The 13922-nt window shown below is 72.3% G+C and carries 16 protein-coding genes; 8 read left to right on the top strand and 8 right to left on the bottom strand.

Annotated features, from left to right (window positions below; genetic code table 11):
* Positions 1 to 13: 13 nt before the first annotated feature.
* Positions 14 to 790 (bottom strand): lipase family alpha/beta hydrolase, encoded by a 777-nt coding sequence (locus tag ABLE68_RS21605; RefSeq protein WP_348874193.1) that lies wholly within the window; start codon positions 788 to 790, stop codon positions 14 to 16.
* 35 nt (positions 791 to 825) lie between these two features.
* Between ABLE68_RS21605 and ABLE68_RS21600 the strand changes: the two genes are divergently transcribed.
* Positions 826 to 1212, top strand: a complete 387-nt coding sequence (locus ABLE68_RS21600) for a hypothetical protein (protein ID WP_348874192.1) — start codon at positions 826 to 828, stop codon at positions 1210 to 1212.
* On the opposite strand, the gene ABLE68_RS21595 is transcribed toward ABLE68_RS21600, so the two are convergent.
* The gene (locus tag ABLE68_RS21595) at positions 1199 to 2122 is read right to left on the bottom strand and encodes an NADase-type glycan-binding domain-containing protein (RefSeq protein WP_348874191.1); all 924 of its coding nucleotides are present in this window, start codon (positions 2120 to 2122) and stop codon (positions 1199 to 1201) included. The two genes, ABLE68_RS21600 and ABLE68_RS21595, sit on opposite strands and share 14 nt — an antisense overlap.
* A 295-nt stretch (positions 2123 to 2417) precedes the next feature.
* Here ABLE68_RS21595 and ABLE68_RS21590 point away from each other — a divergent pair, with 295 nt between their 5' ends.
* Positions 2418 to 2819 (top strand): DUF7144 family membrane protein, encoded by a 402-nt coding sequence (locus ABLE68_RS21590; protein ID WP_348874189.1) that lies wholly within the window; start codon positions 2418 to 2420, stop codon positions 2817 to 2819.
* Between the two features lie 190 nt (positions 2820 to 3009).
* On the opposite strand, the gene ABLE68_RS21585 is transcribed toward ABLE68_RS21590, so the two are convergent.
* Genes ABLE68_RS21585 through pknB form a run of 3 tightly spaced genes read right to left on the bottom strand, consistent with a single transcriptional unit; the run spans position 3010 to position 6802 of the window.
* A complete protein-coding gene (locus ABLE68_RS21585; protein WP_348874188.1) occupies positions 3010 to 3900 on the bottom strand; it encodes a DMT family transporter in 891 nt (296 codons plus the stop codon).
* The gene (locus ABLE68_RS21580) at positions 3897 to 4757 is read right to left on the bottom strand and encodes a deoxyribonuclease IV (protein WP_348874186.1); all 861 of its coding nucleotides are present in this window, start codon (positions 4755 to 4757) and stop codon (positions 3897 to 3899) included. Before ABLE68_RS21580 ends, ABLE68_RS21585 begins: the two co-directional genes overlap by 4 nt.
* Positions 4758 to 4783: 26 nt before the next feature.
* The gene (pknB, locus tag ABLE68_RS21575) at positions 4784 to 6802 is read right to left on the bottom strand and encodes a Stk1 family PASTA domain-containing Ser/Thr kinase (RefSeq protein WP_348874184.1); all 2019 of its coding nucleotides are present in this window, start codon (positions 6800 to 6802) and stop codon (positions 4784 to 4786) included.
* A 121-nt stretch (positions 6803 to 6923) separates the two neighbouring features.
* Here pknB and ABLE68_RS21570 point away from each other — a divergent pair, with 121 nt between their 5' ends.
* Positions 6924 to 7295, top strand: coding sequence for an Rv2175c family DNA-binding protein (locus tag ABLE68_RS21570; RefSeq protein WP_348874183.1), 372 nt, complete (start codon positions 6924 to 6926; stop codon positions 7293 to 7295).
* Between the two features lie 345 nt (positions 7296 to 7640).
* On the opposite strand, the gene ABLE68_RS21565 is transcribed toward ABLE68_RS21570, so the two are convergent.
* Positions 7641 to 8714, bottom strand: coding sequence for a polyprenyl synthetase family protein (locus tag ABLE68_RS21565; protein WP_348874181.1), 1074 nt, complete (start codon positions 8712 to 8714; stop codon positions 7641 to 7643).
* Between the two features lie 63 nt (positions 8715 to 8777).
* Here ABLE68_RS21565 and metF point away from each other — a divergent pair, with 63 nt between their 5' ends.
* Positions 8778 to 9668, top strand: a complete 891-nt coding sequence (metF, locus tag ABLE68_RS21560; RefSeq protein ID WP_348874180.1) for a methylenetetrahydrofolate reductase [NAD(P)H] — start codon at positions 8778 to 8780, stop codon at positions 9666 to 9668.
* On the opposite strand, the gene ABLE68_RS21555 is transcribed toward metF, so the two are convergent.
* Positions 9665 to 10945, bottom strand: coding sequence for a phytoene desaturase family protein (locus ABLE68_RS21555; RefSeq protein WP_348874178.1), 1281 nt, complete (start codon positions 10943 to 10945; stop codon positions 9665 to 9667). The genes metF and ABLE68_RS21555 overlap by 4 nt on opposite strands.
* Entirely contained in the window at positions 10942 to 11415 is a 474-nt protein-coding gene (locus ABLE68_RS21550; protein WP_348874176.1) for a YbaK/EbsC family protein, read from the bottom strand. Before ABLE68_RS21550 ends, ABLE68_RS21555 begins: the two co-directional genes overlap by 4 nt.
* Before the next feature lie 61 nt (positions 11416 to 11476).
* Here ABLE68_RS21550 and ABLE68_RS21545 point away from each other — a divergent pair, with 61 nt between their 5' ends.
* From ABLE68_RS21545 to ABLE68_RS21530, 4 genes are all read left to right on the top strand, one after another.
* On the top strand, positions 11477 to 11926 hold the full coding sequence (locus ABLE68_RS21545) for a hypothetical protein (protein ID WP_348874175.1): 450 nt from the start codon (positions 11477 to 11479) through the stop codon (positions 11924 to 11926).
* Between the two features lie 171 nt (positions 11927 to 12097).
* Positions 12098 to 12532 (top strand): SAV_6107 family HEPN domain-containing protein, encoded by a 435-nt coding sequence (locus ABLE68_RS21540; RefSeq protein ID WP_348874174.1) that lies wholly within the window; start codon positions 12098 to 12100, stop codon positions 12530 to 12532.
* Between the two features lie 17 nt (positions 12533 to 12549).
* Positions 12550 to 13293, top strand: a complete 744-nt coding sequence (locus ABLE68_RS21535; RefSeq protein WP_348874173.1) for a methyltransferase domain-containing protein — start codon at positions 12550 to 12552, stop codon at positions 13291 to 13293.
* Positions 13294 to 13410: 117 nt separating this feature from the next.
* Positions 13411 to 13848 (top strand): DUF3040 domain-containing protein, encoded by a 438-nt coding sequence (locus tag ABLE68_RS21530; protein WP_348874171.1) that lies wholly within the window; start codon positions 13411 to 13413, stop codon positions 13846 to 13848.
* The last annotated feature ends 74 nt before the right edge of the window (positions 13849 to 13922 follow it).

The raw sequence follows: 13922 nt of genomic DNA, 5'->3' as shown, positions 1-13922 counted from the left end.
CGGGACACGACAACTAGCAGACCTCACCGCCCGGGACGGCAGGGTCCGCCCTGCCGAGCTCGGCGGTCACCATGGCGATCACGGCCGGTGTGCGTGGCATGTCGGCGTGACCGACGACGAGGTCCGGGCAGACCTCCTGCACGGCGAAGCTGGTCGCGCCGTCGAGCACGCCCGAGTCGGGCGGTACGACGGTCTTGTCGTCCCGGGTCCAGATCGCCACCCAGCGCGGTCCGTCGGGTGTCTCGTCGCCGCTGTCGAGCGTGCGCAGGAGGTCGCTGTCGGTCGCCAGCTCCTGGCACGCGGCCGGGCACGCCGTCGAGCCCAGACTGCCGGCGACGGTGGCGAGATCCGTGCCGTGGTTGGGCGACGAGAGCGTCACGACCCGACGGGCGACCGCGTCGCCCCCGAGGTCGGCGACCCAGATCCGGGCCACGATCCCGCCAGCGGAGTAGCCGACCACGTCCACCGACGTCGCGCCGGTGTCGGTCACCGTCCGCCCGAGGGCGGCCGCCTGGTCGCGCAGGTCCCCGGTGCCGTCACCGGGAGGGTCGAACGCGACGACCTTCCGCCCCTCGGCCCGCAGGGCGTCCGCGAGCACGTCGAGAGCCGCGGTGGATCCGCCGTACCCCGGCACCAGCACGACCGGCCCGAGCTCGTCCTGCGACACCGGGTCGACCGGGTCCGGGCGCGACACGACGATCGCGACCACGGTCGCCACCGCCGCGACGACCAGCAGCGCCACGGTTGCGAGGGCGAAGCGGCGCCGGGCCGGCGAGAGGCGGTCGAGCATGGTCCGATCCTGCCCGAGCGGTCCACACTTCCCTCATGCGAGTGGTGGCGGTCGACGAACGAGACAGCTCCTGGGAGGACCCGGATCCGACGTACCGGGTCTACCTCCACGGTGGCAGCGCCCGCGATGGTGAGGAGTGGACCGGTGGCACGACCTGGACCTACGACGTCACGGAGGCCGACCTCCTGCAGGTCGTCGACTGGGCGCAGCGCGAGGCCGGCGGCACCCGGCACTACGCCATCGCGCTGGTCCGAGACAACCGTCGGGAGGACAGCTCACGCGGGCTCGTCTGGCTGATCGGCATGGACGGCAACGACTCGATCACGGACCCACCGAGCCTGGACCGGCAGCGGCGGATGCTCGTGCGGATGACCGACCCGGTGGGGATCCCTGAGGCGGACCGCGCCCCTAGCCCGCGCTGATCAGGGAGAGATCGCTGATCGCGGTGTAGTCCCGCGAGGCCGGTCCGGTGCCCGGCTCGGACACGGCGACCAGCCGGAGCGTGACGGTCGTGGTGGTGACGTCCACGTCGACCGACTGCACGTCCGTGGTGTCACCCAGGTCCTGGCTGACGCTGCTGCCGTCGTCGAAGACCCACTCCACGCTGTCGATGCGCCGGTTGCCGTGGTACCAGTCGACCGCGCCGCCCTTCGGGCCGACGGCGGTCTTGGCGTAGCCGTTGAGCAGGCCGACTGAGCTCAGCGTCGTCTCCTGCGGCAGCGTGATGGTGAGCTCCTGGCCGGAGCCGTCGCCGGCCATCCGCCAGGTGGTCTCCGGGTCACCGTCGAGCATGTTGGTGGCGTCGTACGTCACCGGCTTGCCCTGGGTGTCCTGACCGGGCGGCGCCGTGTCGGGCACGTCGACGGTCGCCGTCGACGTGACGTCACCCGGCTCGCTCGGCGTCGAGGTGTCCGAGGGCTCGGCCGACGTGGACGGCTTGGGCTTCGGCTTGCTCGAGCTGCTCGCTGGACCGCTCGCCTGGTCGGGGCTGTCGTCGTCACCGGAGAGCAGGAGATAGCCACCGAGACAGGCGATCAGCACGAGCACGAGGGCAACGCCGATCCAGACGCCGTACGCCGGACGGGGCCGGCGGTGGTGGGTGGCCGGCTCCAGCGGCTCGAGCCCGATCGCTGAGGTCGGCATCGGGTCGGGACCCTCGTCGGCGAAGAGCGGGAACCGGGCCGGCGGTGGCGGAGCGCCGGCGGGTGGCTCGGTCGGGGGAGCCTCGGATCGCGTGGGTCGCGCAGGCACGTCGGCGTCGACGGGGTGACCGCAGTTGGTGCAGTAGCGGCCGACCCCCAGCTCGTGGCCGCAGTTGACGCAGTACTTCATGGCTCTCCTCCAGGACCTGCCACGCGGATCCTGGGCGCCAGACTAAAGGGTCCGGCGGGGAGGCCCGAGAGGGTGCCCGCGACATCATCCGCCGCTGCGCTGCGGAAGAGGACGACCGGACACCCTCCCGGACGATCGCCACGGTAGAGGCAGCAGGCGCCTGCGCACCGGTATTTGACGGGTACTAGGACCAATGGGCACGGGCGACCTGATTCGCCCGGTCCGGGTGATGCTGCCGCTTCCGCGCGAGGAGCAGAGTGCGATCACCGCATCGGACCGACCGAAGGAGCACACCATGGCCGATCGAGTCCCGCCCGGGGAACGTGTCTGGGCCGAGGGCATCGCGATCTTCGCGGGCACCATCTTGGCGACGCTCGGCGTCTTCCAGGTCCTCGAGGGCCTGTCAGCTGTCGGCAAGGACAGCGTGTTCGTGCGGACGCCGAACTACCTCTTCGACGTCGACCTGACCGCCTGGGGCTGGGCGCACATCATCATCGGCGGGGTCGCCGTGCTGGTGGGTGTGTGCCTGTTGCTGGGGCAGTACTGGGCGATGGTCGCGGGTATCTGCATCGCGGTGATCTCGGCGCTCGCGAACTTCGCGTTCATCCCCTACTACCCGTGGTGGTCGCTGCTGCTCATCGCCTTCGACGTGATGGTCATCTGGGCACTCAGCACGATGATGAGCCAGCGCCACTGAGAGGGCGCCTCCGGACCTTAGCCGCGGGCGGCGCCGCTCTGAGTGAGTGAGTGGCGCCGGCCCGGCGACTGTCCGCACCGCTGCGTGCGGACAACCAGAAGGTTAGGGCCTCCGTGGTTCCTTCTCGACCAAATTGAGTGGTACTAGGACCAAAGGACAGGACAGGTCCTACACAGGTCCCGCCCAGCTGTCACACAGCGATGTGCGGGACCTCGCCCTCGACCTTGCGGCGCGGCCCGGCCTCGACGAGCAGCATGGCGGCGAGCACCATCAGGCCGCCGACGACCATCCGCAGGGTCGGCGACTCGCCGCCGAACATGACGGCGAAGACGGCCGCGAAGACCGGCTCCATGCTCATCACGATCGCGGTCCTCGTCGCGGACAGGTGGGCCTGGGCCCAGGTCTGGCCGAGCAGCGCGAGCGCCGCCGGGAAGACAGCCATGTAGACGACCGCCATCCAGTCGTCCCGGTTGTCCGGCAGCACGATCCCGTGCGGGGCGCTGGCGACCAGGCAGATCACCGCGACGACCACGACCTGCAGGATCGACAGGCCGAGCGCGTCGCTGGCGTTGGACCACGCGCCGAGCCCGACGATGTGGAGCGCGTAGAGCATCGCGGCCACGAACGTCAGCGCCTCGCCGTACCCGACCGAGAACCCGTCGAGCGTGAGCACGGCCAGCCCTGCCGCGGCCAGCAGCACGGCGAGCCAGGTGGTGCCGGTGATCTTGTTGTGGAGCAGGACCGCTGCGAACAGGGGAGTCGCGACGACGTACATGCCGGTGATGAATCCGGAGACGCTGGCCGGGGTGTGCGCGAGACCGAGCGTCTGGAGGATCTGCGCGACGCCGTACAGGCCACCCAGCACGACCGCCTGACGGCGGGCGGAGGGCGAGAGGCGGAGCACGGCCCTCGGTGCGACCAGCAGCAGGAGGATGCCGGCGATCGAGAAGCGCACGGCCAGGAAGTCGACGGCCGGCACCCGGTCGAGCAGGTCGTGGATGAGGAAGAACGTCGAGCCCCAGCAGGCCGTGATGCCGATGAGCACCGCGGTCGCGAGCAGCGACGTGCGGCGCGTGCTCATCCCCGGAGCTCCTTCAGCAGCGGGATGTCCGGGTCGTCGGCGCCGCGGGAGCCGGGCGTCTCGAGGATGAAGGGGACGCCGTCGGTCGCCGGGTGGGCGAACAGCTCCTCGAACGCGGAGATGCCGATGTGGCCGTCGCCGATCTTCTCGTGGCGGTCCTTGAAGGCGCCCCGCACGTCCATCGAGTCGTTGGCGTGGACCAGCCGGAGCCGGCCGGGTCCGCCGATCTCGACGATCCGGTCGACCGTCGCCGTCGCACCGCCCGGCTCGTCGAGGGGTGCCCCTGCGGCGAACACGTGGCAGGTGTCCAGGCAGATGCCCGCCTTGGGATGGTCGTCGAGGGCTGCCAGGTAGGGCGCGAGGTCCTCGACGCCGGCACAGAGCGAGCGGCCCTGGCCGGCCGTCGGCTCGAGCAGCAGCCAGGGTGCGTCGTCGCCCGCGATCGTGTCGAGGACCGGCAGCAGTCCTTCGCGGACCTGCCGCATCGCCTGCGTGTCGTCGGCGCCACCGACGTACGAGCCGGTGTGCACGACCACGCCCTCGGCGCCGATCTCCGCAGCCCGCTTGAGGTTGTGGGCCACCGTGGCGACGGACCTCTCGTACGTCGCGGCCGTGGGCGAGCCCAGGTTGACGAGGTACGGCGCATGGATGAAGACCCGGGTCCCGCGCTCGGCCATCAGGTCGCGGAAGCGCGCGTCCTCGGCCGGCTTGCCGGCGCTCAACGCCCAGCCGCGCGGGTTGCCGACGAAGATCTGGAAGGTCTCGCAGCCGGCGAGGTCGGCGTTCGCGACGGCCCCGTCGACGAGCCCCTTGCCCACCTGGACGTGGGTACCGATCGGGTTGCGGAGCTCGAGCACCGGCACAACCTACCGGTGGTGCCGGCTCAGATCAGGTCGAGGACGATCGTGCTGCCCTTGGGCGCCATCTCGCCGCTGCCCGGGCTCTGCGAGAAGACGAAGCCCAGGCCGAGGTAGCCGGGCGCGTGCTCGGTGGTCACGTGGAACCCGAGCGCCTCGAGCGTCTCGGTCGCGGAGTCGACGCCCTGCGCCCGGACCGACGGGACCTCGACCAGCTCGGGTCCCTTCGAGACCACGATCGAGAAGTCGTCGCCGCGGTGGAGGGTGGTGCCGCCGGGCGGGTCCTGCGAGATGACGTCGCCCTCGTCGACGGTGTCGGAGTACTCCGAGGACGCGACCTTCGCGGTCAGCCCGTGCTGCTCGGCCCAGGCCTTCGCGTCGTCGGCGTCCTTGCCGACCCAGTCGCGGAGCTTGACCGGCTTGGGTCCCTGGCTCACGGTCAGGTCGACGACGGCATCGGGCCGCAGGGTCGTGCCGACCTTGGGGGTCGAGCTCATCACGATGCCCTCGGGCACGGTGTCGGACCACTTCTCGATGGTGGTGCCGTAGGCGAGGTTGGTGGCCGCGAGCGCGTCCTGCGCCTCGTCGACGGTCTTGCCCTCGAGGTCGGGCACGTCGTAGCGCTCCTTGCCGAGCGACACGACGACGGTGACCGTCCCGCCGCTGAGCACGCGGGAGCCGGCGTCCGGGTCGGTGTCGACGACGCGGCCGGCAGGAACGGTCTCCGAGTAGGCCTTGTCGCCCCACGCGACGTCGAGGCCGGCGGCGTCGAGCTTCTGCTCGGCGGCGGACCTCGACAGGCCGATGACGCCGGGGGTCGTGGTGTAGCGGCCGTAGCCGAACCACCAGGCGCCGACGCCGGCGGCGGTGGCGAGCAGCAGGGCGACGAGCAGGAGGACCAGGCCGCGCCGGGAACGCCGCGGGCGTCGTGGCTCCTGCCCGCGGGGCGGACCCGGCGGCGGGGTGGCCGGAGGCCGCGGCGTGGTCGGGATCCGCGTCGTGTGGCCGGGGCCGGGCGCCATCAGGGCGGCGAACTCCCGGCTGTCGAACGGGTCGGACGCGGTGTCGTCGGGGGACGGCGCCTCGGCCCGGTCGAGCTGCATCCGCAGCGGCGTCAGGTCGGCGGTGAGGTCCGGGTCGTCGAGGACGCCCTCGGTCAGCGCGTGGCTGACCCGGTGCACCTGGTGGAGCAGCACCACGGCGTCGGCCGGCCGCAGCTCGCGGTCGCGAGCCGTGGCACGGGCGACGAGGGCATCGACGTACGCCGGGATGCCGGGCACGAGGCTCGACGGCGGCGGGACGTCCTCGTGCACGTGCTTGTAGGCGACCTGGATCGGGGACTCGCCCTCGTGGGGCTTCTCGCCGGTCAGCAGCTCGAAGAGGACGACACCGGCGGCGTACACGTCGGCGCGTGCATCGGCCCGCCCGTCGACGACGAGCTCGGGGGCGAGGTAGGAGACGGTGCCGATCAGGACGCCGCCCGTCGCGGTGTGCTGGGTGTCGGTGCTGATCGCCTTGGCCAGCCCGAAGTCGGCGACCTTGACCCGCCCGTCGTCGGCGATCAGGACGTTCTCGGGCTTGACGTCGCGGTGGATCAGGCCGGCGCGGTGGGCGGCCGCGAGCGCGGAGAGCATCGGCTCGAAGAGGGCCAGCGCGCGCGCCGGCGACATCGGGCTCTCCTTGCGGATCACGTCGCGCAGGGTGTGGCCGTCGACCAGCTCCATGGCCAGGAAGACCGTGCCGTCGTCGTCGCCCTGGTCGTAGACCGCGACCACGTTGGGGTGGCTGAGGCGGGCCGCCGAGCGGGCCTCGCGCACGAAGCGCGCCGCGAACTCGTCGTCGTCACCCAGGCCCGGGTGCATGATCTTGACGGCGACCGTGCGGTCGAGGCGGAGGTCGGTGGCCTCGTAGACACTGGCCATGCCACCGCGCGCGATCCGGGACCCGATGCGGTAGCGGTTGTCGAGCACCCGGCCGGTCATGGGGTCGCTGGCCGCGTCGGCGCCCGAGCGGGCGTGCCGATCTGACTGCCGATCTGGCTGCACAGCGACCCTCCTGCGACCGGATGGGGAAGTATCCGGAGACCCAATCGTACGGACGCAGGGTCCCGCGGGGCCGCTGGGCGCCGCCCGGCGTGGCGCGGACCACGGATGGGAGACTGCTCCCATGGAGCCTCAGAACCTCGCCGACGCCGACCTCTCCGCCCTGGTCGCCGACTGGCTCGACTGGGCCGCGGCCGCCGAGCAGCTCGGCGTCACGGTCGCGAAGGTGCGCACGATGATCCGCGACCACGAGCTCGCCGCCGCCGTACCCGTGCCGGGCGAGGGACAGAAGGTCCCCGCCGACTTCATCCAGGACGGTCTGGTCGTCAAGGGTCTGCCCGGCCTCCTGACCACCCTGCACGACGGCCGCTTCGACGACCGGGAGTGCATCGCCTGGCTCTTCACCGACGACGACTACCCGGGCCGCCCGATCGACGCGCTCCGCGAGAACCGGGGCTCCGAGGTCAAGCGGCGTGCTCAGGCGATGGCTCTGTAGGGCGACTGTCGGTCGTACGGCGTCCTCCGGGCGCTTGATCGTCTGACCCGTACGGCGCAGGTCTTGTGGTTCCCTGCGGCGCTTCGCGCCCTTGACAGTCGCCGTCCGGGACAGAAGAGCGCGCCTATCCGGATGCCGCCGAGGGTCTGGTCGGTCCACGTTCTGGGGCGAGCCGGATCTTGGATCGGTCGAATGGTCACAAACCGCACCGAATCCGGCCGGGAACATGCAGTTCGTGACCAATCGCAACAGGTTCCACCCGCCGATCCGGGCCAGCGGTGCGCCATCCACCCTTCCGGTGCCGCGAAACGGTGGATCACCCACCGCCGGCCGACAGCCGACCGCTCAGACGACGCGCTGCGTGGCCGCCGACGCCAGCTGACGGAGTACGCCGCGAGCGTGGTCGTCCAGGGACGCCCGGTCGAGGGCATCGACCGCGCGGGTGGCGAGGGCCTCGATGACCGCCTCGACCTGGGCGTGGGCGCCGGAGGCGTCGATGATCTGCCGCAGCTCGGCGACCTGGTCGACCGAGAGCGGCCGGCCGAGGGACCGGTCGAGCAGGGCGGCGTCGCCGGGGGAGGCGGAGTCGAGGGCCAGGGCGACGAGCACGGTCCGCTTGCCCTCGATCAGGTCGTCGCCCGCCGGCTTGCCGGTGGTGTCCGGGTCGCCGAAGACGCCGAGCAGGTCGTCGCGCAGCTGGAAGGCCTCGCCCAGCGGGAGTCCGAAGTCGGAGAGCGCCTGCATCGTCGACGCGGGAGCGCCCGCCAGCGCGGCACCGATGTGCAGCGGCCGCTCGATGGAGTACTTCGCCGACTTGTAGCGCAGCACGGTCATCGCCGCATCGACGTCGGCGCGGCCCCGCGCCTGCACCGACACGTCGAGGAACTGGCCCGCGATCACCTCGGAGCGGCAGCGGTCGAAGACCTCCAGGGCGGGCGCGACCTCGGCGAAGGGCAGTCCGCAGCGACGCAGCAGCTCGTCGGCCCAGCTGAGCAGCAGGTCACCGAGCAGGATCGCGGCGGCGGCGCCGTACTGCTCCGGGTTGCCGCGCCAGCCCGCGTCGCGGTGCTCGGCCTCGAGGCTGCGGTGCGTCGCGGGCCGGCCGCGGCGGGTGTCGGAGGCGTCCATCAGGTCGTCGTGGACCAGGGCGCTGGCGTGCAGCAGCTCGAGCGAGGCGCACGCGCGGACGAGGGCGTCGTGCTGGCCGGGGTCGCCGAGGTCGGGGCGCACGGCGCGGTGACCCCAGTAGCAGAAGGCGGCGCGGAACCGCTTGCCACCCGCGACCGACGTACGCGCCTCCGCGATCAGCCGCGCGGCGTCCGGGCCGAGGGGAGCGAGCACCGCGGCCTGCTCGTCGATGAAGGCATCGAGGGCCGACTGGACGCCGTCGCGGAAGGCTGCGCTGTCCCAGTCGGTCACGCCCCGAGACTAGTCAGTGGACGGGGGCCGGCCGTGGCCGGTCCCTTACCTAGACTGTTGCGTATGGCGAACGAGCAGACGCGGAGGATCGGCGACCTGGTCCGTGAGGGTGAGCGCTCGTTCTCGTTCGAGTTCATGCCGCCGAAGGACGAGGCGGGCGAGGCGCAGCTGTGGCAGGCGATCAGCGAGCTCGAGCCCTACCGGCCGACGTTCGTCTCCGTGACGTACGGCGCCGGCGGCAGCACCCGCGACACGACCGTGCGCGTCACGGGTCGGATCGCGGCCGAGACGTCGATGACCCCGATGGCCCACCTGACCTGCGTCGGGCACACCCGCGACGAGCTCGACGGCATCCTCGACGCGTACGCCGCTGCCGGGGTCCACAACATCATGGCGCTGCGAGGCGACCCCGCCGAGGGGCCCCGGGCCGAGTGGACGCCGACGACCGGCGGCCTCACCTACGCGCAGGAGCTCGTCGAGATGGCGAGCGCCCGCGGGGAGTTCAGCATCGGGGTGGCGGCGTTCCCCGAGGGGCACCCGTCCGCGGACTCCCTCGACCACGACGCCGACGTGCTGGTGGCGAAGGCACGCGCCGGGGCGGAGTTCGCGGTCACGCAGATGTTCTTCCGCGCCGAGGACTACTTCGGGCTGGTCGAACGGGTCCGCTCCCGCGGCGTCGACCTGCCGATCCTGCCCGGCATCATGCCGATCCTGAACCTCGCCAACATCCGTCGCCAGGGTGAGCTGATCGGCACCGACGTGCCCGCCGAGGTCGTCGAGCGGATCTCCGCGCACGACGGCGACGCCGCCGCCATGCGCGCCGAGGGCATCGCGATCGCGGCCGAGCTGTGCGAGGAGCTCCTCGCCGGCGGCGCACCGGGGCTGCACTTCTACACGCTCAACCGGTCCAAGGCGACGCGCGAGATCTTCGCCGCCCTCAACATGACGGTCTAGGCGGGACCGACCTCCGCGGCCACCAGCGCGGCCGACAGCCCGACGTACGGCAGACCACCACCGGGTGTCGCGTGCGCGCCGGCGGCGTAGACGCCCTCGACCGGGGTGCGCGGTCCCAGCCGCTGGCGCACGGTCGCGCGGCCCTGCCAGAGCACGCCCATCGGCGAGCCGCCCCAGAGCTCGACCTGGTCGCGCGGGCTCCGGTCGACCCGCGCCACGACCTGGGCGCGCACGTCGATCTTGTGACGGGCGAGCGCTCGCAGGATGTCCTCCGACAGCCGGCCGCGGCCGAGCACGGTCAGGGCGTTGCCGTTGCGGCGCACGACGAGGGTCGCGTCGCCGTGGAGCACCAGCTCGTGAGGGAGGTCCGGCACGTCGCCGTCGAGACCGATGTGGACGACGACCGGTGGGAGAGCGGGCATCGTGCGCGCGACGTACGACGCCAGGGCGGGCAGCCGCCGCGGGTCGATCGCACACACGACGACGTCGGCGTCGATGGTCCCGGAGGTGGTGGCCACGGCCGAGACCCGGCCGTCGCGGACCACGAGGTCGCTGGCCTCGGTGCCCGTGAGGACCGCGACCTTCCGCGTCGTGAGGCGCTCCTCCAGGGCTGCGCCGAGCCGGGCCAGGCCGCCCTCGACCGTCCAGGCGCCGAACCGCTGCTCGACGTACGCCGTCGTCCCGGCCCAGGCCGGGACGTTGCGCAGGTCGTGACCCTCGGCCTCGAACGGGTGGCCGGCGACCAGCCGCAGGCGCTCGTCCTTGAACGTCTTCCTCAGCCGCTTGAACATGGTCTCCCGGCTGTCGAGCCGGGCCGCCAGGTCGCGAGGGAGGTCGTCGGGGGTCCAGGGGTTCTCGAGGTAGCCGCGGCGGAGCACCTCCCAGTCGTCGGCGTACGACGCGACGTGGTCGACCCAGCGCTGCCCGAGCCCGGGGCCGAGGGCCTCGAAGGCCTCCAGCTGCGGCGCGCGGCCGACGGGGACCCGCACCGACGAGCCGTCCTCGAAGCGGTGCTCGCGCACGATGTCCAGCGGCACCAGGTCGAGCTCGCGCTCGAGCGGCCGCCCGGACTTGCGGAAGAGGTCGCGGACGACCGCCGGCAGCAACGTGTACGTCGGTCCCGCGTCCCACGTGAACCCGTCCTCGGAGACCGTCGACAGCGCGCCGCCCAGCTCGGCCGACCGCTCGACGAGCGTGACCTCGTGGCCGAGCTTGGCCAGCCGGACCGCGGAGGCGAGCCCCCCGAAGCCACCGCCGACCACGACGACTCGCGTCATTCGACGTCGATCTCGGGAGCCTCGGTCATCGCGGCGAGCTCGTCGTACGTCGTGGAGAAGACGGCGGCCGGATGTCCGGCGGCGGCCCACACGACGTCGTAGCGGCGCAGCCAGGAGTCGAGGTACGTCGGCACCGGCGACGGGTGGCCGATGGGGGAGACGCCGCCGATGACCTGGCCGGTGTGCTCGCGGACGAACTCGGGCTTGGCCCGCTTGAGGTTGCTCACACCGACCAGCGTGGCGACCTTGGCCGTGTCGACGCGGTGGGCGCCCGAGGTCAGAATGAGCACCGGCGCACCGTCGGCGTCGAAGAGCAGACTGTTCGCGATCGCCCCGACCTCACACCCCAACGCCTCGGCAGCCAGTGCCGCGGTGTGCACGGAGTCGGGCAGGATGACCACCTCACCGGTTCCACCACGGTGGGCGTGGTCCTCCCGGAAACGGGTGATCGACGGATGTTCGGTGTTCATGGATCGAGACCCTAGGGCAGCCGCCCGCGTCGGGTCCGGCTGCAGGACTGAGGAGGACACGATGAGCGAGGAGCGACCCGGATCGGTGCGAGCCCTGATCTGGTTGCTGGGCGGACTCATCGCCCTCACCGGGCTGACCGCGACGCTGACCATCTTCTTGAAGGACGAGCTCGTCGACGACTGGGCGTCCGGCCGGGTCGACGCCGGCTCGGTCGAGCCGCCCGCCTTCGTCCCGGTCGCGGTCACGATGTTCATCGTCGTGGCGTCGTTGGCGGTCGTGCTGCTCATCTTCCTCCTGAAGCGGTTCCCGTGGGCACGCCCGGTGCTGACCGCGCTGATGGTCGTGCTCGGCGTCGCCTTCTTCACCACGCTCCGGTCCGGTCCGCCGCCGCTCTTCCTGGCGCTCACCGTGGTCGCGCTGGTGCTCGACATCGGCGTCCTTGCCTGCGTGTGGCACCGCGACACCACGGCGTACCTCACGAAGCAGCCGGCGAAGGTCGGCCAGGCCTGATCCGGGCCTGATCCGGTCTTGACGGACCGTCCGCGGGCGGGTGTACGGTGGAGCCATGTTCGAACAGGTGTTCGAACATGCTTGGCGGGGACGACCTCGACCCCCGTCCCCGCCGAGCGCTCTCCGTTCCACGTGGGGTCGCCCGCCCAGGGGTCGACGGAGAGGTCCTCGATGAACCCGTACGCCCTGCCCGCGACCACCCACTGCTACCTCGCCCGGTCGGCCGAGTCGCTCAGCGAGGCGATCGCCGCGACCGAGGTGCCGGCGCGCTACGCCTGTGCCCACGTCGCCGCGCTCCGGGCCGCCGCCGCACTGCTGTCGGCGCGGGCCATGCCCGCCCCGGCTCGCGGACGGCGACCGCAGAAGAACGCCTGGCTGCTGCTCGCCGAGGTCGCCCCCGAGCTCGAGGAGTGGGCGCGCTTCTTCGCGGCCGGGGCCTCGAAGCGTGCCGCCGCGGAGGCGGGCTCGACCCGGGCCGTGGGGGAGCGCGAGGCCGACGACCTGGTCCGGGACGCCGACCGGTTCCTCGCGGTCGTCGAGCGCTCGCTCGGCCTGGTCCCGCACGCACCCGCCCCGAGCCAGGTGGCGGCGGTCCGGGCGAGCTGACCCCCTAGGGTTGGGGCATGCCCGAACGACCGAGCGAACGACCGAGCGAACGACGCAGCGCCGCCCGTACGTCGGTGGTCTGGGACGCCCTGCGTCCGTCGATCGAGGGCGCTCACGACGTGCTCGACATCGGTGGGGGCACCGGCGGCTTCGCCGTCCGGGTCGCCGAGCTCGGTGCGCGCGTCACGGTCGTCGACCCGAGCCCCGACGCGCTGGCCGCCCTCGCGCGCCGGGCGCGCGAGCTCGGCGTCGACGTCAGCGGTCAGCAGGGCGACCTGTCCTCCCTGCTCGACGTCGTCGCTCCGGACAGCGTCGACGTGGTGCTCTGCCACGGCGTGCTCGAGGTCGTCGACGACCCGGCCCAGGCGCTCGCGACGATCCGTGAGGTGCTCCGCCCCGGCGGCGTGCTGAGCCTGCTCGTCTCGCAGCGCCACGCAGCGGTCGTCGCTCGCGCGATGGCCGGCCACTTCGGCCAGGCGCTCACCATGCTCGACGCGACCCCGACCGACGGGTCCGGTGCACCGCGCGACGCGCGCACCAGCCATCGCTTCACGGCGGCCGAGGCCACCGACCTGGTCACCCGCTCCGGGTTCGAGGTCAGCGCCATCCACGCGGTCCGGGTCTTCGCCGACCTGGTCCCCGGTTCGCTGCTCGACCTCGAGCCCGGTGCGACCGCGGCACTGGTCGACCTCGAGCGGGCCGTCTCGCAGCGTCCGGAGTACTTCCCGCTGGCCGCTCAGCTGCACCTCCTGGCCCACTGAGAACGGTTTGGTCACGAATTTCCCCATCCCGGCTACCACGATGACCACCCGCTGCCTAGACTTGCTGACGCCGGGACGGATCAGTTGTCCGGCGTACGAGATGGATGGGGAGGAACGGTGCCACTCTCGGAAGAGGAGCTCCGACTGCTCGAGCAGATGGAGCGCGCCCTCGTCGAAGAGGATCCGAAGCTCGCGTCGACGCTTCGCGGCACGGCCTTTCGTCGCTCCGCCCGTCGCCGCGCGATCGTCGCCGGTGTCTGCTTCGTGCTCGGCATCGTGATCCTGATGACCGGTGCGGTCGCCCAGATCACCGTCGTCGGCGTCGCCGGTTTCGTGGTCATGCTCCTCTCGGCCACCGTCGCGCTCACCGCGATGCGCGGCCAGCACGGCCCCGCGGCGTCCGACCCGCGCGCCGCTGCCCACCCCAGCCACGGCTTCACCGTCATCGACGGCGGTCGTCGCAACCGCCGCACCCGCCGCACCCCCAGCCGCTCCTCCTTCATGGAGCGGATGGAAGAGCGCTGGCGGCACCGTCGCGACAGCGGCGGCTTCTGAGCGAGACGCGTCAGCGGATCGCTCGACGGTGGTCGAGCAAGACGCGCGACCGAGCTCGCGCGGTCGCGACCGTC

The organism is Nocardioides pollutisoli, from assembly GCF_040045055.1.
GTDB classification, from domain to species: Bacteria; Actinomycetota; Actinomycetes; order Propionibacteriales; family Nocardioidaceae; genus Nocardioides; species Nocardioides tweenelious.
The sequence above is the reverse complement of the archived record's forward strand: the minus strand, read 5'-3'. Positions and strand labels throughout refer to the sequence as shown.